General features: G+C 60.9%; 21 protein-coding genes and 5 pseudogenes. 16 read left to right on the top strand and 10 right to left on the bottom strand.

Annotated elements, in window-relative coordinates:
- Nucleotides 1–35 precede the first annotated feature (35 nt).
- Nucleotides 36–629: a regulator gene (locus tag MN186_RS16040; RefSeq protein WP_242115356.1), complete on the top strand. Its 594-nt coding sequence runs from the start codon at nucleotides 36–38 to the stop codon at nucleotides 627–629.
- Complete coding sequence (locus MN186_RS16035; protein ID WP_242115355.1) at nucleotides 629–1,285, top strand: DUF6927 domain-containing protein; 657 nt, start codon at nucleotides 629–631, stop codon at nucleotides 1,283–1,285. Before MN186_RS16040 ends, MN186_RS16035 begins: the two co-directional genes overlap by 1 nt.
- Here MN186_RS16035 and MN186_RS16030 read toward each other — a convergent pair.
- The 5 genes and pseudogenes from MN186_RS16030 to MN186_RS16010 all read right to left on the bottom strand — a co-directional run.
- Nucleotides 1,282–1,752 (bottom strand): hypothetical protein, encoded by a 471-nt coding sequence (locus MN186_RS16030; protein WP_239032047.1) that lies wholly within the window; start codon nucleotides 1,750–1,752, stop codon nucleotides 1,282–1,284. The two genes, MN186_RS16035 and MN186_RS16030, sit on opposite strands and share 4 nt — an antisense overlap.
- Nucleotides 1,753–1,899: 147 nt before the next feature.
- A complete protein-coding gene (locus MN186_RS16025) occupies nucleotides 1,900–3,009 on the bottom strand; it encodes an IS630 family transposase (protein ID WP_255744446.1) in 1,110 nt (369 codons plus the stop codon).
- Nucleotides 3,010–3,062: 53 nt separating this feature from the next.
- Nucleotides 3,063–3,649 (bottom strand): annotated as a pseudogene (locus tag MN186_RS16020) (IS5-like element ISPso2 family transposase); the annotation flags it as partial.
- 217 nt (nucleotides 3,650–3,866) lie between these two features.
- Nucleotides 3,867–4,907: an IS110 family RNA-guided transposase gene (locus MN186_RS16015; RefSeq protein WP_164193393.1), complete on the bottom strand. Its 1,041-nt coding sequence runs from the start codon at nucleotides 4,905–4,907 to the stop codon at nucleotides 3,867–3,869.
- 86 nt (nucleotides 4,908–4,993) lie between these two features.
- A pseudogene (locus tag MN186_RS16010) lies at nucleotides 4,994–5,170 on the bottom strand (transposase); the annotation flags it as partial.
- 1,001 nt (nucleotides 5,171–6,171) lie between these two features.
- Between MN186_RS16010 and MN186_RS16005 the strand changes: the two are divergent.
- From MN186_RS16005 to MN186_RS15985, 5 genes are all read left to right on the top strand, one after another.
- On the top strand, nucleotides 6,172–7,125 hold the full coding sequence (locus MN186_RS16005) for an ABC transporter substrate-binding protein (RefSeq protein ID WP_242115354.1): 954 nt from the start codon (nucleotides 6,172–6,174) through the stop codon (nucleotides 7,123–7,125).
- Nucleotides 7,126–7,198: 73 nt separating this feature from the next.
- Nucleotides 7,199–8,827, top strand: a complete 1,629-nt coding sequence (locus MN186_RS16000) for an ABC transporter permease (RefSeq protein ID WP_242115353.1) — start codon at nucleotides 7,199–7,201, stop codon at nucleotides 8,825–8,827.
- Between the two features lie 3 nt (nucleotides 8,828–8,830).
- Nucleotides 8,831–9,838, top strand: a complete 1,008-nt coding sequence (locus tag MN186_RS15995) for an ABC transporter ATP-binding protein (protein WP_242115352.1) — start codon at nucleotides 8,831–8,833, stop codon at nucleotides 9,836–9,838.
- 14 nt (nucleotides 9,839–9,852) lie between these two features.
- Entirely contained in the window at nucleotides 9,853–10,764 is a 912-nt protein-coding gene (locus MN186_RS15990) for a LysR family transcriptional regulator (protein WP_242115351.1), read from the top strand.
- A gap of 122 nt (nucleotides 10,765–10,886) precedes the next feature.
- Nucleotides 10,887–11,423 (top strand): metallophosphoesterase, encoded by a 537-nt coding sequence (locus tag MN186_RS15985; RefSeq protein WP_242115350.1) that lies wholly within the window; start codon nucleotides 10,887–10,889, stop codon nucleotides 11,421–11,423.
- A 192-nt stretch (nucleotides 11,424–11,615) separates the two neighbouring features.
- On the opposite strand, the gene MN186_RS15980 is transcribed toward MN186_RS15985, so the two are convergent.
- The gene (locus tag MN186_RS15980; protein WP_242115349.1) at nucleotides 11,616–11,807 is read right to left on the bottom strand and encodes a hypothetical protein; all 192 of its coding nucleotides are present in this window, start codon (nucleotides 11,805–11,807) and stop codon (nucleotides 11,616–11,618) included.
- Nucleotides 11,808–11,857: 50 nt separating this feature from the next.
- Between MN186_RS15980 and MN186_RS15975 the strand changes: the two are divergent.
- Both MN186_RS15975 and MN186_RS15970 read left to right on the top strand, forming a co-directional pair.
- Nucleotides 11,858–11,980 (top strand): annotated as a pseudogene (locus MN186_RS15975) (IS6 family transposase); the annotation flags it as partial.
- Nucleotides 11,981–12,079: 99 nt separating this feature from the next.
- Nucleotides 12,080–13,306 (top strand): IS256-like element ISPaes3 family transposase, encoded by a 1,227-nt coding sequence (locus tag MN186_RS15970; protein WP_076611693.1) that lies wholly within the window; start codon nucleotides 12,080–12,082, stop codon nucleotides 13,304–13,306.
- Nucleotides 13,307–13,425: 119 nt separating this feature from the next.
- On the opposite strand, the gene tnpC is transcribed toward MN186_RS15970, so the two are convergent.
- The 3 genes from tnpC to tnpA form a co-directional block, all read right to left on the bottom strand.
- On the bottom strand, nucleotides 13,426–14,955 hold the full coding sequence (tnpC, locus tag MN186_RS15965) for an IS66 family transposase (protein WP_242115348.1): 1,530 nt from the start codon (nucleotides 14,953–14,955) through the stop codon (nucleotides 13,426–13,428).
- Between the two features lie 68 nt (nucleotides 14,956–15,023).
- Complete coding sequence (gene tnpB / locus MN186_RS15960; RefSeq protein ID WP_146592167.1) at nucleotides 15,024–15,377, bottom strand: IS66 family insertion sequence element accessory protein TnpB; 354 nt, start codon at nucleotides 15,375–15,377, stop codon at nucleotides 15,024–15,026.
- Nucleotides 15,374–15,757 carry an IS66-like element accessory protein TnpA gene (gene tnpA / locus MN186_RS16500; protein WP_255744420.1) on the bottom strand — a complete coding sequence of 128 codons (384 nt, stop codon included), beginning with the start codon at nucleotides 15,755–15,757 and terminating at the stop codon, nucleotides 15,374–15,376. Before tnpA ends, tnpB begins: the two co-directional genes overlap by 4 nt.
- Nucleotides 15,758–15,846: 89 nt before the next feature.
- Between tnpA and MN186_RS15950 the strand changes: the two are divergent.
- Nucleotides 15,847–16,392: pseudogene (locus MN186_RS15950) on the top strand (IS6 family transposase); the annotation flags it as partial.
- On the opposite strand, the gene MN186_RS15945 reads toward MN186_RS15950, so the two are convergent.
- On the bottom strand, nucleotides 16,344–17,471 hold the full coding sequence (locus MN186_RS15945; protein ID WP_242115347.1) for a sacsin N-terminal ATP-binding-like domain-containing protein: 1,128 nt from the start codon (nucleotides 17,469–17,471) through the stop codon (nucleotides 16,344–16,346). The pseudogene MN186_RS15950 and the gene MN186_RS15945 overlap by 49 nt on opposite strands.
- A 925-nt stretch (nucleotides 17,472–18,396) precedes the next feature.
- On the opposite strand from MN186_RS15945, the gene MN186_RS15940 reads away from it, so the two are divergent.
- The 6 genes and pseudogenes from MN186_RS15940 to MN186_RS15915 all read left to right on the top strand — a co-directional run bounded on the left by MN186_RS15940 (nucleotide 18,397) and on the right by MN186_RS15915 (nucleotide 24,796).
- On the top strand, nucleotides 18,397–19,326 hold the full coding sequence (locus tag MN186_RS15940) for a DUF2493 domain-containing protein (protein ID WP_242115346.1): 930 nt from the start codon (nucleotides 18,397–18,399) through the stop codon (nucleotides 19,324–19,326).
- Between the two features lie 131 nt (nucleotides 19,327–19,457).
- The gene (locus tag MN186_RS15935) at nucleotides 19,458–20,474 is read left to right on the top strand and encodes a nucleotidyltransferase family protein (RefSeq protein WP_241188321.1); all 1,017 of its coding nucleotides are present in this window, start codon (nucleotides 19,458–19,460) and stop codon (nucleotides 20,472–20,474) included.
- A gap of 1 nt (nucleotide 20,475) precedes the next feature.
- A pseudogene (locus MN186_RS15930) lies at nucleotides 20,476–20,577 on the top strand (DUF2493 domain-containing protein); the annotation flags it as partial.
- Between the two features lie 537 nt (nucleotides 20,578–21,114).
- Nucleotides 21,115–21,321 (top strand): hypothetical protein, encoded by a 207-nt coding sequence (locus tag MN186_RS15925; RefSeq protein WP_007120662.1) that lies wholly within the window; start codon nucleotides 21,115–21,117, stop codon nucleotides 21,319–21,321.
- 561 nt (nucleotides 21,322–21,882) lie between these two features.
- Complete coding sequence (locus tag MN186_RS15920) at nucleotides 21,883–22,476, top strand: transposase (RefSeq protein WP_089423412.1); 594 nt, start codon at nucleotides 21,883–21,885, stop codon at nucleotides 22,474–22,476.
- On the top strand, nucleotides 22,463–24,796 hold the full coding sequence (locus MN186_RS15915; protein ID WP_242115345.1) for a relaxase/mobilization nuclease domain-containing protein: 2,334 nt from the start codon (nucleotides 22,463–22,465) through the stop codon (nucleotides 24,794–24,796). Before MN186_RS15920 ends, MN186_RS15915 begins: the two co-directional genes overlap by 14 nt.
- The last annotated feature ends 6 nt before the right edge of the window (nucleotides 24,797–24,802 follow it).

Here is a 24,802-nt window from a genome sequence, read left to right as displayed (position 1 = left end):
GTCGACCCTCCCACACCCAACCGAAAGACATCCTCATGGCTATTCTCAAGTTCTCTGCGTCCGCTGTTGCGGCACAGATCGCCCATGCGCGCGCCTGCAAAACCTTCCTGCCCAACTGGAACGGGCCCATGGACAGGCCCGCCCTGATCCTCATCGTCGGCAATGGTGTGCATCTGCGCTCGAACGGCATCGATGGCACGACCACCCGTATCGTCACCACCGAGCAGGCCGATCCCTCCTTTGCCTTCGCCGACGGCATGAACCCGTTTCGGGATACCGACTGGATGCCGCAGCGCCGCATGGCGTTTCGCGATCTGACCGGCCAGTTCTACACCGACATCCTGGATGACGTGCAGGTGCTCATCGACCGGGGGCGAGGGGCCATCCGGCTCGCCACCGATGGCCACAGCATCCGCGTCTTCGTGCGCCGGGCCTCGGACTATCTCATCGGCGGGACCTACGAGGTGCCCTCGGGCCTCGGCGGCACCTTCCGGGTCATCCTCAAGGATGCCTGCGACACCTTCGCGATCGTGCAGAACTGCGGCAATTGCGAGGATTTCGACGCCATGCAGCCCTACCGCGTGCCGCTCGATGCGCTGATGGAACTCGATGACCGGAGGGTGGCGTAATGGGATGGCTCTTCTACACCGACGGCCGCGTCCAGACCTACGCGGATGAGAAAGCGGAGATTGCTCGGCTGTGCACCTTCGAGGGCGACAGGCGCAAGACGGAACTGGTCAAAGCCTGCAAGGTGGGTTCGACTTGGTACGCGGCGGCAAAGGTCACAAGTATCGATGGCTCGCCGGTCGAGGACACGACCTATTTGACCGATGCGGATGGCTCGATCACGTTCGGGGCTGTCTTCCTCACCCGATACGATGACGGCTGCTGGGGCTACAAGGATATGGAGGAAAGCGCTGGCCCGAACGAGTCGCGTGCCCCCCTTGGGTTGATCGAGCGCCTCTCCGACCTGAAAGACGAAGGCAGCTACGCCCAGGACTGGCGTCAGCGCTGCCGGGATTGGGCGTCGATCCCGGACTACGAGGAAGGCGACAAGATCAGGCTCGCGGCCCCTGTGACGCTCACCGATGGCAGCACCTGCCAGATTGTCACCGCGACGTACTACAAGCGGGGGCGGCAAAAACGCCGCTGCTACCGCATCGAGGAAACCGGTGGGCTCGTACGCCTGTCGAAGGCCTCGCTTGCGGGCTCAGAGCTGCTCAGCTCCGCAAAGGGCGCGGCCAGTCCTGTGCTGGCGGAGTATCTCGCGGGGCGGGACGCTTAGGGGCGCACTGCGAGTAGTGCGCGCACCGTCTCGATTTCCAGCACCCAGTTGCTGGTCGTTTCGTTGCGCCATCTTATGCAGCGGATGATCCGATCAAAATCATCCTGAAGGGCGCGCGGAAAAACAGGCTCATGGTGTGCGATTCTGTTGCGGAGCCTCCTCACGGCTTCAATGTCAGACCTTAATTCAGATCGGCGCTGGCTGGCAGCGACACCACGAGGCGCGTCCGGAAACACTGCGTAGAAATGATCGTCCCACAGTCTGCCTTGGTGCCTGTTTGTCAGCATCTTCTCCCAAAACACGAACTTCAGTTCGGCGACGACCTTTCCGGCAGTGGGTTGCTGTGCTGCGCAACCTTCGAGGTCTCGTTTGGGGCTGTATGCCGGACCGCGCGGGTTCGGTAACGAACGGATGAAGCCTTGTGTCCAAGGCCATGTTCCTCCATGGACAGCTTCGATTGCTTCCACGATCGCGTTTCGCAGCGCAACTTCCAAAACATGGAGTGGAACCATGAACGCGGCTGATACTTGAAGATTCCAGTGGTATAGGTGGAGAGCTCGCGTCCTATCATTGCCGGTTTCGCGCAGATAGGTCGCAAACCTAGTCACCTGAATCTAAAGTTCGCCACATAGGTTTTGCTGGGTTCTCTGGCAGAACCGTTTGACGGATGCCAGGATTTCGTCGGCAGATTTGACCCATCGGTAGGGTTTTGGGTTCTCGTTGTGTGTCTTTATGAATGCGGCGATGTCGGCCTCCAGTTCGGCGGTGGAGCGGTGGACGCCTCGTTGCAGTTGCTTGCGCGTCAGTTCGGCGAACCAGCGTTCCACCTGGTTGATCCATGACGCTGATGTCGGCGTGAAATGCACGTGCCAATGCGGCCGCCGCGCCAGCCAGGCCTTGATTTTCGGTGTCTTGTGGGTGGCATAGTTGTCCATCACCAGATGCACGTCCGGTCCTTTCGGCATGGCCGCATCGATCCGCTTGAGAAAGTCCAGGAACTCGGTCGCCCGGTGGCGCTTGTAGCATTTGCCGATCACCGCCCCGGTGGCGACGTCGAGCGCGGCAAACAGCGATGTCGTGCCATGGCGGATGTAGGTGTGGGTTCTGCGCTCGGCCACGCCGGGCGCCATTGGCAACACCGGTTGTTCGCGGTCCAACGCCTGGATCTGCGATTTTTCATCCACACATAACACGATCGCCCGGCTCGGCGGCGACATGTAAAGGCCGACGATATCCTGCACCTTGTCGACGAACAGCGGATCGGTCGACAGCTTGAACGTCTCGCTCCGGTGCGGCTGCAGCCCGAAGGCACGCCAGATCCGCCGGATCGTGGTGTGCGACAAGCCTGTCGCCGCCGCCATCGAGCGGATCGACCAATGGGTGGCATCCTTCGGGGTGGTGTTCAGCGTCCGCTCGATCACCTCAGCCACCTGTGTGTCAGACACAGTGCGCGGGCGCCCGGGGCGGTACTCGTCGGTGAGCCCCTCGATCCGGTCCCTCACGAACCGCCTGCGCCATTTGCCGACGGTATGTTCATGCACCCCGAGCCGCGCGCCGACTTCCTTGCTTTGCAAGCCTTCCGCACAGAGCAGGATCATACGGCACCGGTCCGACAGCGACCGCGCCGCCTTGTGCCGTCGAACCTGCGCTTCGAGAAAGGCGCGCTCCTCACCACTCAAAACCACTTCGTCTGCCACTCGACCTGCCACCGCATCACCTCCCAAAACTGCGCGACCCAATGATACGAATTACAGTTCCAGGTGACTAGGGTCAGGATTCATAACCAATAGATGACGAGAGCCGCGAGGGCGATGGCTGAGAGGAACACCTTGGGGCATCGGTCATAGCGGGTCGCGACGCGCCTCCAGTCCTTGAGCCTGCCGAACATGATCTCGATGCGGTTACGCCGCTTGTATCTCCGCTTATCGTATTTGATCGGCGTCTTGCGTTTCTTCCGGCCTGGGATGCAGGCACGTATCCCCTTGTCCTGCAACGCTTCTCTGAACCAGTCAGCGTCATAGCCACGATCCCCGAGTAGCCATTTGACGTTTGGCAGGCCACTCAGCAAGGCCCGAGCGCCGATATAATCGCTGACCTGTCCAGCGGTGACGAACAGGTCGATCGGTCGCCCCTGACTGTCGCAGATGGCGTGCAGCTTGGTGTTCATACCGCCTTTGGTTCGACCGATCAGGCGACCACGCCCCCCTTTTTGGCGGCCATGCTGGTCGCCGTTCGATGGGCTTTGAGGTATGTTGCGTCGATCATCACGGTCGTTTTCTCGCCGTGTTCCGCCGCCAGCCCGGCCATCATCCGCGCGAAGATGCCCTTTTCGCTCCAACGCTTCCACCGGCTGTAGAGCGTTCTCTGATTGCGGCCTTGTCAAGCGTGGGAAGTTGATGTCCGTCCGGGGTCATGGTTCTCTCCGAGGTCGCATTGAGCGCCTCATGATGGTTTTCGGCGGCGGATCGTCTCCAATGTCTTGTGCGGGGTGTGGCTCTGGCCATCCCATGCTCTACAGCGAGATCGATCAACCTCCGTCCCGTCGGGACTGCGCTCCCCGCGTCAGACGCGAGAACTCAGATCAGGCGGTGGCCTCCTTTGTCCATTGATAGTCAGTTCCATTTTTCCAGAGCGTCAGCATAAGCACTGCGATTTTGCGAGCCGTCGCGACGGCCGCCTTGCGGAAGCCACGCCGTCCCGCCAGTCGTACAGCCCAGCTTTTCAGCCGCGAGAAACGTTTCACCTGATGGATCACGGATGACGCCGCCTCGAACAGTAGCCCGCGCATCGCACCGTCACCGCATTTCGAAACGCGCCCCGACCAATCCATTTCGCCGGACTGATGTCGCTTTGGCGTTAACCCAAGAAAAGCGCCCACATCCGACGTCCGGTTGAACCGACCCGGATCATCAACCAGTGCTATGAAGCTGAGCGCGTTGACCGGACCAACACCGGGGATTGTCATCAGGCGGCGCGCGACTGGATGGACCTTGGCCGTTTTCCTCACCACCTTGTCCAAGTCGTCCGCCACTTGGCACAACTTGGCATGGGTAGCGATGAAGGCATCAGCTATGACCCGCAAAACCTGGTCGGTCTCGCCCGCTGCTGCCAGCTGATCGCGGAACGCTTGCCTCTGCCGTCCCTGGCCAATGCCGATCATACGGATGCCGAAGGTTTTGAGGACGCCACGAATGTGACCTTCGAGGTCCTTGCGCAACCGGATCAACCGTTCCCGCGCGCCTACCAAGCTGCGAAGCCGGTCCGCCTCCTCGCTGCGGATGTGAACCGGTGTGAACCAACCGGTGCGCGCAAGCTGTGCCAGACCTTCAGCGTCGGCGGCATCCGACTTGTTGAGCCGCGCCGACAAGCTCTTGTGTGCCTTCCGGGCATCAATGCAGGTCGCAGGCAGGCCGAGACCTGCGAGGCCGCGCTGCAACCAGATCGATAGCATTCCGCTTTCATGCACGATCCGTCGGGGCGTAAGTTCGCGGTTGCGAAACCAACCCGCGACGCCCCCGGGATCAGCGGGACAGACGCCACGCGCTACAGTCTTGCCATCCCTGTCTACAACGCAGATCGAAATCTCTTTCAGCGACACATCCAAACCGACATAGTATTCCATAGGACGTTCTCCTCACGGCTTATATCCATGAGGCCAACATACCGGACCTCGTTCGCCCCCGGAGAGCGACCGCCGCAATCACACCATGTCTTATGTGGGCCATACGCGGCGGGCGCATCGCGCCAACGCAAGCCATTGCGATTGATGAAAATAATCCCGCTCAGCACCCGTCTGTCATCAACCCGGGGCTTCCCGTGCGACCTGGGAAAGAAGGGAGCCAGGCGCGCCATCTGCGCGTCGGTCAGCCAGAAGAGATCGCTCATGTCACCACTCCGTTTTCGGAGGCGTGAATCACGCAGCGCAACAGAAATCAATGCATCCTGACCCTAGACTTGCGGCATACAAGTTTTGACCTTGCAGGCTTCGGCGCGACCGACTGAATGACGGGTCGCATCTCAAAGCGTACATGACCTGTGCAGCCACGGCATGAGACACGTTTAGAAGTGACGGAGGAGACCAGACATTCGCTGCGTTCCACACCGACGGCAGCAATGCGCAGATAATAGCAAGCTTCGCAAATCCCCAAGAACGGCCATAAGCTAACCTAGGCCGACCCAAGTATATACCGCATCGCAACATCCCAAATCTGCCGATGGATATCGAAACCGAATGCTGCGGTACGGCCCGTCAAGCTGGGCCTTCGCTGCATGGCAAAAACGGTTGGTAGACAAAAACACGGTCCGTGAAATTTGCAGACTGCGCCTCTCACCTAGTTCGCAATCCGATAACTGAAGTAGCCTGGCATGCAATGAATTTAGAATTCCTGAGATCCTCAAGCTGAGAAGAATTGGCGATCAAAAAAAGGTTGTGCCCGATTGAAATAATAACGGCAGGAACGATTGCCAAATTTATAGCCGCAAGCATTGGCCATAGTTGGCGCATACTGGCAAACCTCATCATGCTCAAATTCGTCTCAGTCTGAATGACCCTATCTCGTAATCTGATGGCCGCACGATGTCCGGACTTGTCACAAAAGTGTTACGATAATTGGCACGATTTTTCGCACCACGTAGGTGGCGAAAATAGCTTTCTTCAAAACACCTCTCACGGATAAACCCTGATATATATAAAATAAATCACTCTTGAGCTTTAACTACTTGTTACAAACCCCTGATAAGGGAGACGTTAATGTCCCGATAAGTGGGACGATTTTGTCGGAATTTTCTGATGCTGAACGTTGCGGGTTGCACTGCCTCATCTCATAAAAAAGGTGCAATGAAGTACCCCGTTTTCTGTCTTTTCGATCCATCAAAAGGAACGCACCATGATCCGCACGCTCGCGACATCCCTCATCGCCATGATGGCCGCAACAGCCGTCACAGCAGACGACCTGACCGTATATAGCGCAGGCCCGAAGCCGCTTTCGGCCGCCCTCGCAGAAGCCTTCACCGCCAAAACCGGCATCACGGTGAACCTCTTTCAATCGACCTCCGGCAAGGTGATGGCCCGCTATGAGGCGGAAAAAGCCAATCCGCAGGCGGACGTTCTCATCTCGGCCTCATGGGGTCACGCGATCACGATGAGTGAAGCGGGCGAATTGCTTCCCTACACTTCCGTGAATGCCAGCAACGTTCCCGACTCCCTGAAAACCGAAGACTATGTGGCTCAGGGAGCCGCCGCCATCGCGATGGTTTACAACACAACCCTCGATATGCCCGCACCCTCTGAGTGGTCCGACCTGACCGATGCGGCCTATAAGGACATGGTCACCATGCCCGACCCCGCAGCCTCTGGCGCGGCTCTGTCTTTGGTGCAGGGCTTGGCTAGCCAAGATAGCGATGCAGCATGGGAGTTGATCTCTGATCTGAAAGACAATGGCATGATCGTGCCTGGCGCGAATGCGGCCGCATTGAACCCGGTCCTCTCCGGTGCGCGTGGCGTTGTCTTTGGTGCGGTTGACTACATCGCGATTGGCCAAAAAGCGGCGGGCGAAGCCATCGAAGTCGTCTACCCCGAAAGCGGCACGGTTCTGGCCCCGCGCCCGATCATGATCCCTGCCTCGACCGACCAAGCCGACGAAGCCAAGCAATTCATGGATTTCGTTCTCTCCGAAGAAGGTCAGGCACTTGTCGCCGAGCGTATGATCCTGCCTGCACGCACCGATATCGAAGCCAAACGCCCCGGTTGGGACGCGTTGACGCTGATTGACTTCGACTATGTGCAGGCCGCAGCAGACGCCGAGGCAACCAAGGCCGCTTTCGCAGCCGCTGTCGAATAAGCACATGATGCCCGCACAGGCACCTCATAAACAACGGGGAGGCGTGCTTCGCGCCTCTCTTTTTCTCGCAACGATGGGATTTGCCTCTGTCGTCGTTGCCATGCCGGTTCTGGCGGTCATCCTCTTTGCGATTTTCCCCGAACTCAATGCGCTCTCCCTTGTCGGAGCCTTTGGCAATTTCGCCCCCCATTTCGATGATCCACGCCTGTTGCAGGCCGTGTTCAATTCTGTGGCGCTTGCTGTTTCGGTCTGTGCGATTTCCACAGTCATCGCCGTGGTGGCGGCGCTTTTGCGCGTTCGTTTGGGACGGCGCGGGGCGCTATGGGATGTGCTGTTTCTTGTCCCTTTTCTGATCCCGCCCTTCACGGGGGCATTTGCATGGATTCAGTTGGGACAGAATAACGGCTTCATCGAACAGATTTTCGGATTCAACCTGAGTGCCGTGCTCTACAGCTTTTTCGGGATCGTGGTGGTGATGGCGCTCAACCTCTTTCCGATCGTCTATTTCACCACCTCCAGCGCCTTGCAAATCGTCGGGCAGCGTTATGACGACGTGGCGCGGGTGTTCGGAGCAACGCCCCTGCGGCGGTTGTTTCGCATCGTCTTGCCGCTTGTGGGGGCCGCGATTGTGTCGAGCAATTTGCTTGTTTTCATCATGACGGTCGAAGAATTCGGCACGGCGGAAATTCTTGGCCGGCGGGTCGGGATCGACTTTGTTGTGACTTACATCCACGAAAAACTGAGCGACTGGCCGATCGACCTGCCGGGTGCGTCGGTTCTGTCGCTGATCCTGATCGTTATCGCACTTTGCGCCTATTCCTTGCATTTGAAGCTGACGAAGCAGGTCGCAACGAGCGTCGACGAAGTGCAATCCCAAGCGCGTGAATCGCAGTTGGGTATGGCGGGCACGGCGGTCAGCCATATCGCTCTTGGCCTGCTGGCCTTCGTCGCTGTTGGGCTGCCTCTTTTGTCCATTCTGTGCAGCGCGATGATGCAGCGCATGTCGGGGGGGCTGGTGTGGTCCAATCTCAATTTCGATGCTTTCATCGCCCTGTTCACGACCCACGAAGGTGCGCTGGACGCCATTTTGACGAGCCTGCATCTGGCCACTGTAACTGCACTGGTCACTGTGACCATTGGTATTCTGGCGGCCTTTTTCATCGTGCGTTGGCGGTCGGTTCTCTCCGATCCGCTGGACTTCCTTTTGACGCTGCCCAATGCGCTTCCTGCCATGACGCTGGCAGTGGGATTGATCCTTGTGTGGAATCAGGCCTTCTGGCCGTGGACGCCCTACAACACGTGGTGGGTGATGCTTCTGGCTTATACCTGCATCATGCTGCCCTATCCCGTGCGTATGATCACCAGCACCCTGCGCCAGTTGCCCATGTCGATGCAGGACGCGGCCGTGGTTTACGGGGCCAGCGACCTGGGCGTGATCTTGCGCGTCAACGGTCCGGCCTTGCTCGGTGTTTCCGTGGCGTCGGGGTTCATCGTGTTCTCTATCGCCTCGCGAGAGCTGGTGACCTCACTTTTGCTTACACCACCAGGCTTTGAAACCGTCTCGACCTTTGTGTTCCACCAGTTCGACCAAGGGTCGGTTAACACGGCCATGGCAATGAGCCTCGTGTCTGTTCTGATTTCGGGCGGTTTCATCGCATTGGCCAATTACCTCAATTCCTTGGGCCCCTCGAAAGGTCGCTGAACCATGATGAACCTGCACAGGCTACACAAAACCTTCGGAACCACGGAGATTTTGAAAGGCATCGACCTCGACATAGAGGAGGGTGAATTTGTTACGCTTTTGGGGCAGTCGGGTTGTGGTAAATCCACCCTGTTGCGGATCATCGCGGGGCTGGAACGCGCCGGATGCGGACAGCTTTCCTATAACGGCACGGTTCTGGATGAACCGCAGCGGGGCCATTTCGTGCCCACGCAGGCACGGCAGTTCGGCTTTGTTTTTCAGGATCACGCGCTTTGGCCCCATCTGACCATCGACGAAAACATCGCCTTTCCTCTGCGCAGCTATGGCTGGGCCAAAAACGATATTGCGCCGCGCGTGGCCGAAGTTCTGGCTCAAGTGCAAATGTCGGCCCATGCGGGCAAATACCCCCGCCAGCTTTCGGGTGGCCAGCGCCAACGGGTGGGCATCGCTCGTGCGCTGGCGCTCTCGCCCAAGGTCATCTTGCTTGATGAGCCGCTTGCCAGTCTCGATTCAAACCTGCGCGACGATCTCGGGCATGAAATCCGTAATCTGGCCAAACAGTTCGGCCTGACCTGTATCAACGTCACCCACGACCGGCGCGAGGCACAAATCCTGTCTGACCGCATTGCTGTGATGGCTGACGGTCAGATCCAGCAGGTGGGCACGCCTTTGGACATATTCACACGCCCCACCACAGTCGAAACCGCACGGTTTGTAAACGCGGGCAATATCGTGCCGCGGGCCTTTTTCGAAACGCACGACAGCCTTGCCACGGGAATTGATGCGCAGGCGGACTGGCTTTTGGTTCCGCGCAATGCGGTTCAATTCACACGGGAGCGGGCCGATCATCCCGCACGGTTGCAAGACATGGTGTTCATCGACGGGCGTTTTGAAATCAAAGTGGAGGTCAAAGGGCAAAGTCTTACCTTCTTTTCCGAGACCAAGCCCCCCGTAACGGAGGATATGGGCGTGACCATTCTTCCTGACCACGTTGTTCCCTTGCGGGCATAGCGGCGGCGATCTCCATGCAAAACTTCAACGATCTTAAAATCCTCGACGTCATCGTCCAGTTCCGTTCCATTCGTAAGGCGGCGGAACATATGTCACTGACGCCATCGGCACTTAGCCGCAAAATTCTGGCGCTTGAGGCCCATTTCGGGGTGGACCTGTTCGAACGCACCTCCAAGGGGCTGCGGCTCAATCCGTCAGGCCAATACCTCGCCGTTCATGCGCGCGCGCAACTGGCGGAAATGGAGAAGGTCCGTGGCGAGCTTTTGGCGATCAAGAAAGCCACCAGCGGCCATGTGCGCATCTGTGCGAGCCAGTCGGTTCTTGAGAGTTTCCTGCCTGTGCATCTGGCGAAGTTCCAGCAAAAGAACCCTAAGGTTACAGTCGCGCTGAACCACTCGTCTTCGGCGCGCGCCTTGACGGATTTACAGGAGTTTCACTCGGATATCGGCCTTTGCCTGAACCTCTCTGACCATTCGGAGCTATCGGTTCTCGGAGAGGCAGAACAAGAAATAATTGCCGTGGTCTCCACACAACATCCGCTTTCCGCTGCAGATGAAGTGTCCATTTCAGAGATTGCAAAGCATCAGATCGTGTTGCCGCCGCAGGGGTCAGGGCTGCGCCTCATGCTCGATCAGCAAGCCAACCGCGAAAATACCGTTTTGTCCCCAACAGTCGAGAGCAACACATATGCCTCCATCGCCAGCGCATGCCGGAGTGGTGGACTCATCACCTTTGGACTTTCGCTATACGAACAGAGCGAAAATGAAGCAGCACATTCAATCTTGCTCAAGATTACAAAAATGAAACCAGCAAATGTTCGGTTAGTGAAACTTCATGGGCGCACGTTGTCCCCTGCGGCAGCGAAATTTTCCAAGTATTTAGCCAAGAAAATGCGCGGTGGCTCGAAACCTGCCGGGGAAGAGTAGAGGTGTATGAGGGTGCTGGTTTGGTAAATGCTGCGTCGCCTTGCGAGAACATGTCTCTAAGTCGTTCAGCCCCCTCTCGCCCATGCATCAGAGCGGCTCCATTTGCGAATAAGGAACCTAGAATGATAACATGGATTACCTCCGACACGCATTTCGGAGACAGCAGTTTAATCGGCGCAGGTCTTGCGCCAGGAAAAACGGCACGCGACTTTGAAACCGTCAGCAAGATGAATGAATGTTTGGCGGACAACTGGAATGATCTTATCCGGCCCGATGACACAGTCTTTCATTTGGGCGATGTCTACGGAGGTGACGGCTGGAAAATACTTTCGCGGCTGAATGGACAGAAACACTTGATCCTCGGCAATCACGATACCCCCCAAGACCACCAATTGACGCAAGTCTTTCAATCGATGTCGTTGTGGAAGGTCTTGGACGCCGCAAAGATAGTGTTGACACACCTGCCAATCGACCTCTCTGCCCGCAGTGGTCTCGGCGAACGGTTTGCTTGTAACATCCACGGCCACCTACACCACAAACCCGCCCCAACAGAGCGGCATATGTGCGTGAGCGTCGAGCAAACTGAATATAGGCCTCTGAATCTGGACGAAGTGATCGCGACTCGAAGCCCGAGCATGTCAAGCGCGCTGGATGGATGAGGCGCGTTTCGCATGAATGATGGAAAGCCTGACGCCTAAGGCGCTTGCGCCGAATTTGGAAGTCCCAGTTCTGCATTCGCAAACGTCAGTTTTTCAACAGAAGCGGCGGATTGCGGACTTTCGTTGCGCTTACGAATTGCTGATCAGAAGCGTTTTTCTCCGCCAGCCTATAGGGTTCATACTGAATACCTATCAGCCGCCCAGCGTGATACTCACCGGACCTACCGAGAGCGCATTTCCAGACTCAAGACCCACATCCCTCAACCCTTTGATCAGTGCGATTGCGGATGCGGATGTGCCGGGGAGAAAATGATTGCCGCCCCCGTTGCCGAGTGCCGTCATATCGATCGTCGACACGCCAAGCGCTTCGAGCGGAACTGTCACGTTAACACGGGTCCGTTGGCAGCGTTGGATATTTTTCGTAGTTGCTACGCATGAGTACGACTGTCAGCTACAAGCGCCACCGTTTTCCGCCAGAGATCATCACGCACGCGGTTTGGCTTTATGTGCGTTTCAACCTCTCCCTACGCGAGGTCGAGGAAATGCTCCTGAACCGGGTCGTGTCGGGGAGTTGGTGGAAATTTGAGGGCGGCGTAATCTCCGGGTGAACTGACACCCACCCAACCGGCGGCGGCAACCGCCAGGGAGATCACGCCATGAACCAGATTACCGACACCGCGAGCTTTGCGCTACTGGCCGGAGAGGCCGGTTTCGATCCGATCGAGGAGCGGCTGCGGAGCCACGTCCGCGCGACCATCGAAGCCGTTTTCGAAGAAGAACTCGCGAGCTTTCTCGGCCGCCTTCGTTACGACCGGAGCGGCGGCTCGGCGAAAGGGTATCGCCACGGGCACCGGGAGCGGCAACTCACTGGCACCTTCGGTACCGAGACAGTGCGGGTGCCGCGCGCCCGGATTGAGGATGATGCTGGCAAGGTGACGGAGTGGCGCTCGAAGGCGCTGCCCCGTTACCAGCGGCTGACGAAGAAGGCCGAGGCCCTGATCGCGGCAGTCTACCTCTCCGGAACCAACACGCGCCGGGTCAAGCGGGCGCTGTTCGGGCTTTTCGAGGGCGCGGTCAGCAAGGACGTGGTCAGCCGCGCCTGGCGCAAGGTCAAGGTGGACTGGGACGCCTGGTGTGCGCGCAGTCTGGCCGATGAAGACATTGTCCGCCTGATCCTCGACGGCACCGTGATCAAGACCCGACTGGACCGGAAAGCCACGAACATTTCTGTTCTGGCCGCCATCGGTGTGCGCCGCGACGGACAGAAGGTGCTGTTATCCATCAGGAACATGGGTGGCGAGAGCACGGCCGCCTGGCGCCAGTTCCTGGATGACCTTGATGCCCGCGGTTTGAAGTGGCCTGAATTCGTGATCGTTGACGGTGCCCCGGGGTTGGAGGCCGCGCTCGTGGCGCTGTGGGGCGAGGACCTGCCGATCCAGCGCTGCACGGTTCACAAGCACCGCAACCTCCTGGCCCACGCGCCGAAGCACCTCCAAGACGAGTTGACCGAGGACTACCGCGACATGATTTACGCCGACACCGCCGCCGGGATTGAGACGCGCCGCAAGGCCTTCCTCCGCAAATGGCGCCTGAAGTGCCGAGCGGTGGCCGACAGCCTGGAGGAAGCAGGCGACCGGCTCTTCACCTTCACACGGCTCGACCCCTCGCAATGGAAATCGGCCCGGACCACCAACGCCATCGAGCGCCTGAACGGGGAGTTCCGCCGCCGCATCAAGACCCAGACCGTGCTGCCCTCTGCAGAGACCGTGCCCATGCTGCTCTGGGCGCTGCTCGCCTCCGGCCAGATCCAGATGCGCAAGGTCGATGGCTGGGAAACCCTCTCTCAGCCCCTCGAGCCCATGCCCCTTGACCTCGCCGCCTAACAGGCCGAAGCTTCACATGCTCGGAGCACGCTGCCAGGGAGTTTCCACAGCATTCGCGACACGACCCTGAACCGTGGCGTCGACGTTTCCTATGAGACGATCCGTAACCGGTGTTCCGATCACACCTTGGCGGCGTAATTCCAGGGCATGAGGTCTGCGATATTGCTCTGCATGTGACCTCCAGCGATGGCCATTAGGGTCGTTGCCAGCCAAGCGTGCGGATCGACGGCGTTCATTTTGCAGGTCTCGATCAGCGATGCGATGACGGCCCAGTTTCCTGCCCCTGCGTCGTGACCGGCAAAGAGGGCGTTCTTCCGGTTTAGCGCGATGGGTCGGATGGTGCGCTCGACGGTGTTGTTGTCGAGCTCGATCCGGCCGTCGGTCAGGAATAGGCAGAGGCCGTCCCAGTATTTTGTAATGTAGGTAAGAGCTTCGCCGAGAGGAGACTTTCTCGCAACACGGGTGCGGTGCTGGGTGAGCCACGCCTCAAAGTCGCCGATGATGGGCGCCGAACGCTCCTGCCTTGCCGCAAGGCGCGCAGCGGGCTCGAAGCCGCGGATGTCGGCTTCGATACGATAGAGCTCACCGATGCGGGTCACGGCATCTTCCGCGATCGGCGCAAGGCCCGTCCGAGTGATCTCCACCAGTTTGCGCCTTGCGTGCGCCCAGCAGTAGGCCAGCCTGATGTCATGTTCCGGCTTGAGGAGGCGGTTGTATCCAGCATAGCCATCGACCTGCAGGATGCCCTTGAAGCCACGCAGGATCTGCTCGGCGTGCTGACCGCCGCGCCCGGGCGCGTAGTTGAAGGCTACTCCGGGTGGCGCCGCGCCACCCCAGGGGCGGTCGTCCCGCGCCAAGGCCCAGAAGTATCCGGTCTTCGTCTTCCGCCGCCCGGGGTCGAGCACCGGGGCTCGGGTCTCATCCATGAACAGCTTGGTCGAGCGTTTCAGATCCGCGATCAGCGCATTGAAGACCGGCCGCAACTCGAAGGCGGCTCTGCCAACCCAGTCTGCCAAAGTGGAGCGATCGAGATCGACACCCTGACGGCTGTAGATCTGTGCTTGGCGATACAGGGGAAGATGGTCGGCGTACTTGCTGACCAGAACATGCGCGATCGTGGCCTCGGTCGGCAGGCCGCCCGGGATCAGCCGCGCGGGCGCCGGTGCTTGGACAACCCCGTCAGTGCAGGCTCGGCAGGCGTACTTCGGGCGGCGGGTGACGATGACGCGGAACTGTGCGGGAATGACGTCCAGCCGATCCGAGGTGTCTTCGCCGATGCAGTGCAGGCAGCCCCCGCAGGCACAGACCAAGCTCTCGGGCTCGATCACCTCTTCGATACGCGGCAGATGCTTGGGCAGTGATCCGCGATTGGTAGCACGCGGACGGGCCGTTCGCTTGCTTGCCGGTGCATCCGCATCTTCCTCGGCATGGACCGATGCGATTGCCGTCTCGAGGTCCTCGAGCGCCAGTTCGAACTGCTCCGGATCGCGCTTCTCGGACTTGTGGCCGAAGGCCGCCTGCCGGAACGCGGCCACCAGCTTTTCCAGGTGCTCGATGCGGTCGTCCTTGCGCTGGTCGCGCGCCTCTGCGGCGACCAGCATCGCCTTCAGAGCGGCAATATCGTCAGGAAGATCGGCGGCGTTCAGCATGGTCGTGACCTATCAGATCGGACCTGTGGATGCCCGCGCAAACCCACGCCCGAGTCATCCTGCCGCAGTCACTCCACCATCTCGGGGGCGCGCGCTTCGATGGCCCGGACACGACGCCAGTCGAGCCCCGAGAACAGCGCTTCGAACTGGGCGTGGTTCAGCGTCATCAGACCATCCCGGATCGCGGGCCAGGTAAATCTGTGCTCCTCCAGCCGTTTGTAGGCCATCACCAGTCCGGTCCCGTCCCAGTACAGCAGCTTGAGGCGATCAGCCCGCCTGGCGCGGAACACGAAGACCGTTCCGGTGAAAGGCTCCTTGCGCAGTTCGTTCTTCACCAGCGCCGCCAAGCCGTCGTGTCCCTTGCGGAAGTCCACGGGCTTCGTCGCGATCATGATCCGGACGCGGTTCGACGGAAAGATCATGCCGTCTGTGCCAACGCATGGGCGATCGCCGCGATGCGCGTTGCCGAGGTCGTCGCCGCCAGCCGGATCGTGACCGTCCCCACGGTGATCTCGACGGGCTCGTCCACGCTTGGCTCGGCATCCGGCAAGGGTGCCGCGATCACCATCGCCGCGAACTCCACCTCGTCTTCAGGAGCTGGTAGCACCAGCTTGCCCTGCCGGGCCAAGGTCCGCCACGCCGACAGATGGTTTGCCTTGACCCCGTGCCGCCGCGCAACCGCAGCAACCGTCGCACCCGGGCGTAACGTCTCGGCCACGATCCGCGCCTTCACCGCGTCAGGCCATTTGCGGTTGCGCCGACGGCCTCCATCCTCCGTGAGAACCTCCAATGTAGCATCCATGGAGAAACTCCTTCCTGATCCACTCCGAAAGAGCCGATCTCAGATCAGGAAGCCGCGCGGTAGGTGGGGCCAGAACACCGGTTACGGCGATCCGGCGTTGGGCGGCGAAATTTGCCCCTCAAATTGCCCGGAATTTGCGTCGACGCCAGGCCCGTCCCGGCGATATCTGGCATCTCGATGAGGTTGTGGTAACGATATCGGGGCGGAAGTTCTGGCTCTGGCGCGCGGTCGATCAGAACGGGCTTGTTCTGGAGGAAATCCTGCAATCCAGACGCGACAAGCGTGCCGCAAAGCGTCTTTTGAAGGCGCTGATCAAGCGGTTTGGCTTGCCCAAACGGATCGTCACAGACAAGCTGCGATCCTACGGAGCGGCCAAACGTGAAGTCGCATCCGGTCTCGAACATCGTTCCCACAAGGGCTTGAACAACAGGGCGGAAAACAGCCATCTACCGTTTCGAAAACGAGAGCGTTGCATGCAAGGATTTCGCTCTCCGGGCGGGTTGCAACGGTTTGTAGCCTGCCACACTGCCGTCCGAAACCGTTTCTCAGTTCCCGCCAGCCGCCGTTCCGCAAACGCAACACGCTATCATCGAATCGAAGCCTTCGACGCTTGGAAGGGCGCCGCGAGCATCTGACGCTCTAAAACAGGCCATTTCCTCGGCGCCAGCGAGTTAAGTTGACAACGCCGTCCGGTCCCAACGACGCGGGGCGCGCTTTCGCTCGCGACCGGAAGGAAAACGGACCACGTGATGTCGAGTTCATCTTGTCCGTCGGGATCGACGAGAAGCGCCACGGCACCATGCGGCAACGCCTTCTGCGGAACCATGGCATCGTCCTGCCGGTCGAGGATATCCGGCCAACCTTCCGAGGCGGTCAGATCGGTGGCAAAATCCGTCGGCGCCATCATTTCTTTGCCAACGCTGCGGATTCCGGCGCACAGCGGACCACCGAAATCCGTCTGCCCCGGCGTTGCAGGATCAAAGCGCAAGCGCGGGGATGCGGCCCGATCAATGATACTGGACGTGCCATCGGTCACGATAACTTCGAGTTTCCGGACGTTACGCAACAGCGAAACGATGCCAGACAGCCAGAACGGGTTGTTGGCATCATCCAGCAAGCTTGTGTCGTAGGACTTGGGTAGGAAGCCGCTGGTGGTCGTCTTAGGTTTGAGGGTTGGGCTCCGGAGGGGATACCATTGGACCATCTGACGGGCGGAGCCTGCGAGGCCACTGGACAGAAGCAGATCACGGTCCCGCGCGGTCGGTGCGTCTTCCCATTCGAGGCAGGCATCCCCGGGCTTCCCGATGACGATGTAGGGATTGACCACCAAGGGCGGAACCTCGGTTTCGTGCCCTTCTGAGACGACGAGAAAGGCATCGCAGACGTGGAACGCTGTCTTCTGTCCCATTCCGAACCGCCCGATGGCAGCGGTGTCGGTGGCCTTGACGCTGCCGCCGAAGCGCGCAATCCCTTGCGCTGATGCCGCGTCATAACGGCCGTCGTTCGCGACCATCAGCCCCGGAACCCTCAGGAGCGGGTGATCTGCGTCGGGCCAGCCGGACAGGACGGCAATCCTGACTTGCTCCGAACCGGAATCATCCGCGTTTTGCAACAGCTCTCGCAGGAGCGTCCGTCCGCCCTCGAAATGGTATCGTTCCTTCAGGTTGGTCCGAAGGTCCTCGATGATCGACTTTTCGTCGCGGTGCATCGTCATGGGCGGTAAACTCTTCTCAACAGGCGAATCGGCGGAAATTACTTTTGGCAAGCCGCACGTTACGGAGTTGAATGGATAAGAGGGCAAAGCGCAAGATCGTCTCGGCTTCGAAGTTCTCTCGCAGCGAGTATCCCGATGGGCGGCGATGCCGCCCATCGATGAAACTGGTAACTGGGCGCGTAAGAAGAGTACTTCTTGGGAGATAAGTCCGTTTTTCTGCCCGTCGCGTAGCCCTCTAAGCGGGATGCGAAGGTCCGCTGTTCGCTGATTGCCGCAGGCGCGATGCCGTAGCCTCACGGGCGGCTCTCCGCCCATCACGTCGGATGCTTGGACAAGTAATCCGTGTAGTCTGCAGCGGCGTCACCTACACATCAACCTTGGGCTAAGCCTGTCGGCCTCCCCTGCTCGGCTTCGCGTGTCGCAGGTGAGAACGGCCCTTCGGTCCGTCGCGCATTCGGCCATGCGGCCTCACCGCGGCGTCGCGCTTGGCATCCCGGTTTGCCCGCCTCGCGAGCACGTCCCTCCCCGGCCGCTCCGCCGGATTGCGCTCTGGTCTGTTTTGCGGGGCAAAACGATCCCGCCGCTTCATCCGTCTCCCGCGTCCGGTCGGGCCGTTTGCCTGCTCGGGTCGGGCAAACCTACCGTCAAAACACACACACATGAGTGCGGAAGCATATCCTCCGGATGGCCCCCAAATCAGCCCGCGTCAAGGATCGCAAAACTTTTCGGCGAGGGCGGAGCCCGTGGCGCGGGGCGGTCCCGTGCGCAAGCGCGCGCATGTGTCGGGTGCCGCGCGCGGAAAACTTTTGCGCCCGTCAAGCCGGCGGCTGCGCCGTCCCTGACCCGGGCAGATTCGGAAACCAGGCATTCGGCCATGCCCCCACACTCACGTGGTGGCTCTATAACCGTACACTGGAGACCAGACATGGCTTACGACACCGCAAACACCTACGAGACCATCGAACTTTTCGGACTGACCGAGAAGGACGCGCAGCTGCCGATCCCGGAAGATCACATCCTGACCGACCGCATCATCCGCGAAAGCTTCGAGGCTTTGCTCGGGCAGCTGCGCGGGACCGGGCTTGAAGCCGAAATCGAACCGCTGGCCCATGGGCTCGCGACGATCCTGCAGCGCCGCAAGGTGGCACTCGGCAAGGAGGTCGACCGCACTGCGGACAAGATCGGCGCGCTGGCAAAGTCCCACGACGGGTCGGAGATCGCCGAGACCGCACTCGAAGAGGCGCAGGCGCGCTTTCTGCACCTGCGCGAGATTGTCAGCGCCATCGAGGTGATGAGCGAGGCAGCGGCGGAATGCTACGAGATCGAGACGGGCCACGCCTACATCCCGGCAGCCGGGTCGCGCGCAAGCGTCCGGGCGAAAGAGACCGGGGCGGTCTTCGAGGCGCGGCAGCTCCTGGAGCAGCACGACCGCGAAACCGCCGAGAAGTCGAAAGTCGAGGGGGTGCCCCTGATCGTCTCAGGCGCCACCGACTGGACCGATGTCGATGTGATCTTCAACACGCTCGACAAGGTTCGCGAACGGATCAAGCAGAACCGCAACCAGGAGATCTTCCTCTGCCACAAGGGTGGCAAGCACGGGGCGGAGATGATTGCGGCTCGGTGGGCCCGGGCACGCGGGATAGCACAAGCGCGCTTCGATCCGCGCTGGTCCGCGCATGGGCGGGCGGCACCGTTCAAGTGCAACGATGAGATGCTGGACGACAAGTTCGCGGCGACGGGGGTTGTACTCTTCGGCGGCAATGGGGTCGCGCTGAACCTCGGCCAGAAGGCGGAAGCAAAAGGCCTGACGGTCATGCGGGTTGCGGACCCGGCGAAGAAGACCGCCGAGATTTGAATTGAGAGGGTCGCCTTCGGGCGGCCCTTTCGTCGTTTCTCATGGGCGTGACAGTACCCAGAGAGTTATGCCTAGCAATTTTATGTTTTGATAGGTATATGCGTGCCAAGCAAAACTTTGAAATGATTGGCATGACCCCACTCAGCAGCATCGCGATGAGCGCCTATACCGACCTGGTGCGTCTCCTGAAGGACGACGCTTTGTCCGGTGTGGAAGGCAAACCAACGCTCAAGGAGCGCGGCGACAAGGCCTATTGGTACGCAGCCCGCCGTGTCGGAACCGAGATGCGCTTCATCTATATCGGCGAAGACAGCGACGAGACGCGTGCACGTATCGACCGGATTGAGGAGCTGCGCGCGACCGCCAAGGATCGGCAGGCAGAACGGTCTCGGCTTGTTCGGCTCCTGCGCGCCGAAGGCATGACCCCCACCGACCGGGCAACCGGGTCCATCCTGTCGGCGATGGCGGCAGCCGGGACTTTCCGTTTGGGTGGCACCATCGTTGGAACCAATGCGTTTCGCCTCTATGAAGGCGAGCTTGGTATCCGTCTGCCCATTGGCGGTATGGCCAACACCGGCGACATCGACATCGCCCAGTTCGAAAAGCTGAGCGTGGCGCTGCAAGATCAGGTTGACCCGGGTCTGGCGGAGACCTTCTCGGCGCTCAAATTTGATCCCCTACCGGCCCTTGACCAAGGCCGGACCTGGCGATGGGCCCAGGGTGGCAGTGGCCAGCTGGTCGAGTTTCTCACACCGGCCTTCGGAGATGAGACCATCCGTGATTTGCCCGCCTTGGGCGTGAACGCCCAAGGGTTGAACTATCTCAATTTCCTGATCGCCGAGCCGATCCATGCGGCGGCGATCTATCGATCCGGCATACTCGTACAGGTCCCGCGTCCAGAGCGCTATGCGATCCACAAACTGATCGTTGCTGATCGGCGGCGTGACGGGGCAGGCAGCCTCAAGTCTGCCAAGGACCGCGAGCAGGCGGCCTTTCTGATCGAAGCGATGGCCGAGGACCGCCCCGATGATCTGGCCCGCGCCTATGCCGCTGCTCTGGAAGTTGGCCCGCGCTGGCGGGAGCATATCGGGAACTCCCTGACCCGGATGCCTGAGACGAAAACAATCCTCGACGGGTTGGGCACGTAATCGCGGCAACGGGGTCGCGCTGAACCTCGGACAGAAGGCGGAAGCGAAAGGCCTGACGGTCATGCGGGTTGCGGATCCGGCGAAGAAGGCGTCGCAGGATTGAAGAGAGGGGGTCGCGCTTGGCGCGGCCCTTTCGTCATGTCTCATGGTGCGTGCGATCGGTCACGCGTGATCGGCAGTCTGCGGCGGCCAGCACCGTTATCCCTCTACCAAGTCCGTCAGAGTTCGGCCCATCCGCATCGGTGCGGGCTGGGGATGGTGCGCACCTCACGCGCATCGCCAGCAGTGGAAGACGCGAGGGGTCGAGACGTCGCGCTTGAGGCCGAAGACTTGCGCGTCCCTCAGGTGGTGTTGCGGACCATCGCATCCACGCGGGCGGGCTCCGTCAGCACCCCGGCCAGGCTCGGCGGGACGCGGACGCGGATGGTGGCGGCTGCGTGATGGCAAGGGTCATCCGGATCACTCCTTTTTGCTCATAGATGTGGATCGCACGGGGTCGGCCCGTTCGTGCCCTCAGCTCACGCTTCGGCAAGCACAAATACGGCTTCCACGGCTGGCCGCGGACCCTCCGTATTTGCGCTTGCGACCGGGCCTCTTGCCCCGTGCCGGGTGATCCCCATCGCAACAAGGAGTAACCCAAATGACCAACCACTACGTCGCCACCGTCCCCGTCAAGTTCACCGACACCGATGGCCAGGAGCGCACCCGTTTTCAGCGCGTGGGTGCGATGTTCCGCAACACCCGCAACGGGGACGGTTCGGAGTTCTTCAGCCTCAAGCTCGACTTCCCGGTCGCGGTCTCGGAGCTGGTGATGTTCCCACCGAGCGCGAAAGATCCCCAGGACTAAATCCTCTCACGAGGATGGGCCGCCCCAGGACGATCTTGGGGCGGCCCGATCCCTGTTCCAGGGATGCCGTCACCGGCGCGGGTGATCGCCGGCAGCGACCTCGCCTTGGTGCCGGTCGCTGCGCGATCAAGGGACGCACTACCCCCGGAATGATCAGGCCGCGACAGACCGGCCAGTCAGCCTCAAGGGGGCCATCCACAAAAACCTATCGGCCAGAGCCTCCCGGTTTTTGCGGCAGAGATTTGGCAAGCCAAATCTGGCCCTCCTTGACCCTGCCTGTCCGCCCTGTCGGTGGGGTTTGCGCCCGCCCGCGGTTCCGTCCGAACACGCATGTGTTCGGCCAGACCCTCGGGCGGGGCTGGCGGACGGGACCCCTAGGACAGGTGTCGCCCGGTGGTGAGGGCGGCAGAGCCGCGTCCCTGCGGGCCGCGGGGGAAGCGGACACCAAGGCTGCCTGAGCCTGAATGCGACGTAAGTATATAATTGACAGCTTGATATATTATCGTAAGGTAGGGCCAGCCTTGGTGGAAGGTGGCAGGAAATAGGGGGTCTTTCTTCCGCATGTCCCGAACAAAACGCCTGACAGAGATCGAGAAGATGCAGATCGTCCGCGAGGCCGCGGAGGGTGTGTCGACGTCCGAGCTGGCCGAGCGTTTCGAGGTCACATCGCGGGCCGTGCGCTACGTCCTGAAAGCCGATGCCGAGCGCCAGGCCGATGCCGCGATCCCGGTCTCAGCAGTCAGTGTGAAGGTCACGGCTGCGGAGCTGGCGGCGCTCGACGAGGTGTTGGCGAAGGCGGGGATCGAGAGCCGGGCCGAGGGGTTGCGGCGGCTCATTCAGGCGGCGGGTGGCGTGTTTGTCCCGGACGCGCAGATGGCGGCTGAGATGGCGCGCTATCGCGCCTCGCTGCACGAGGTCGGCAATGGGGTCGCGCAGATCGCCAAGCAGATGACGCAGGCCAACCGGCGGGGGCAGGGGGCAGGGGGCGGCACGAGTGCCGAGTTCACCGAATTGCGCCTTGCACAGATGCGCGGGCTGGCGCGTTTCATCCTGGATTCTGCTGACGAGATCGATCTGCTTCTGCGCCGCCGTCGGGACGCAATGCAGTTGCAGGCCACGGCCGCGCTGAGGGAGTTTGCCCATGCGGCTGAATGATGCTGTCCATGCCGTCACGGGCGAGGTCTTTCGGGATGGCTGGAGCCGCGTCCGGGGCTCGATGCAAGGGCTGCATGTGGCCAAGCAGAGCCAGCTTGTGCGCGCGGCTGCGGGGCATCGGCCAGCGGTCTTCAAGGCGATCCGGGGCGGGGGTACGCATACCAAATCGCAGCTCGCAAACCAGCTCGACTACCTCACAACCAAGTCCACCCATATCGTGGACAGTAGCGGGTTTCTGGATGGGAAGGCGAAGCTCGAAGCGGGTGACATCAAGGATCTGACCGAGCGCTTTGCCAAGCGGTGGGATGCGGGCTTCAAGCCCAAGCTCGGACAGACCACCCACATGCTCATGTCCTTCCCCATCGGCACGCGCGGCGAGGATGTGCGCGACATCGCGACTGATGTGGCGGAGCGGTTTTTCCAGACCGACGAGGGGCATTTCGACTACATCATCGCAGTGCATGAAGACCGCGATCACCCGCATGCGCATCTGGTGCTGAACCGTCGCTCGCAGGAAGGCGAGTTCTTCTTTCTGGGGCGCAACCATCGCTTCAACTATGACGACTTCCGGCTCGCCATGGTCGAGGAGGCCGAGAAGTACGGCGTGCGGCTGGAAGCCACGCGGCGGGTGGAGCGTGGCGTCGTGCTTTACCCGGCCCGGACCAGCGAGATCTACGCCGCGAAAGAAGAGGGTCGCGCGCCCCGCGAGCGGGAACGTGTGGGGGCCGACCTGACCCGGACGCTGGCGGAGATCGCCAACACCAGAACCGTCTACCATTCACTCGCTGCGGAAGCCTCCAGAGAGGCCCGCGAGGATATTGCCGCGGCGCTGTTCCGAGCGGGCGAGGTGCTGGCGCGCGGCGGGCAGGTGGACCGAACAGGAGATGTATATATGGCAGAGGATCAGAGTTTCGAGGATCTGAGGAGCCTCTATGCGGAGAAGCTCGCGCGGGTGCAGGGCATGATCGCCGAGAAGTCTGACGCGGAACGTCCGGTGCTGGAAAAACGCCTCATCGAGATCCAGACGCAGGTCCAGCACATGCAGCCTCTCGGTTTGCGATCATCCGCGCTGTCAGAGACCCCCTCGGAGGGCGGGATCTATTCCGAGGCGAACATCGACACCAGCCGGCTGGACCGTCTGGCCGAGCCGGACTTGCGGTCGCGCATAGACACCGCACTACGGGGCACCGGGATCAGCACATCGGAAGTGGTGGCCCGGATCGAGACCGGGGCCTCGAGCGCCGCGCTCGAGCATCAATGGATCGCCAATGATCTCTCCAAGGTGGCCGAGGCGCGCGATCTGAACCTCGAACGCCGCGCCGATCTGGAACAGGCGCGCGACATACTCAATGATGTGCATGTGGAACTTGGCACGCTCTTGGAGCGCGAGAACGTGCTGCGCCGGGATGGCGTCATGGAAGCGGAACCGGTCAGCGAGCGGTTCCATTATCATGAGGGCGCGGTCCGGGCGATGGAAGGGACAATCCGTCAGGAGATGCGCGCAGAAGGCCTGACGGCGCAGCAGATCGAGGACCGGGACTGGGAGGTGGTCTCGCGGGCGGAGCGTCGGATCGAGACGGAGCAGCGCGCGTATCTCGAGGAACACCCGGACCTGCTCGCACGGCCTGGCGATGTGATCGACCGATCCGAGCCCTACAGGGAGACCATCACCGATCCGACCCGCGCCAGCGAGATCGCCCGCGAGGTCGACCGGATCGTGGAGGGACGCGACCTCCGCACGCCCGTTGCAGATGCTGTCGCGGATGACTTGCGCGCGCGCTATCCGGACATGCCGTCCCACCTCGCCCGCGGGCTTGGCGCGACCTATGCCGCCGTCGTGGAGATACGGGACACGGAGGCCATCAACCAGGTCCGCCGCGAAACGGAGATTCGCGAGGGGCTTGGGGTTGGCACGCGTGACGGCATCCTCGCAGCCCGCGGTGAAACTGCATCGCAGTCTGATCGTGCCGACCGCCTCGCAGACGAGATTGCGCGTGTCCTGGACCATGAGCGGGCCGGGGAACTGTCCGCGCCCTTCGAGACCGAGGCGGAGCGGGACGCCTTCCGCGACGAGATCGCGCGGGTGCTGGATGACCGTCAACTCGAGCGGCTCACATCCGGCGATGCCGATGCGCTGGACAAGGTTCTCGAGGACCGCCTCGACCGGCTTTATGTCGCCAAGGTCTACCTGCAATCGGATGCAGCGACGGCCAACACGGAGGCCTTGCGCCAGGTGGTCGATGATCTCGCCGACACCGAATACGAAAAACACCGCATTGGCGATGTGGATGGCGAGACCGAGCGGGGACAGGTCCATTGAGCGCGC

Source organism: Aliiroseovarius sediminis (assembly GCF_022678485.1).
Classification (GTDB): domain Bacteria; phylum Pseudomonadota; class Alphaproteobacteria; order Rhodobacterales; family Rhodobacteraceae; genus Aliiroseovarius; species Aliiroseovarius sediminis.
Note: the sequence above shows the minus strand (reverse complement) of the source record. Positions and strands in the feature narration are given on the sequence as shown.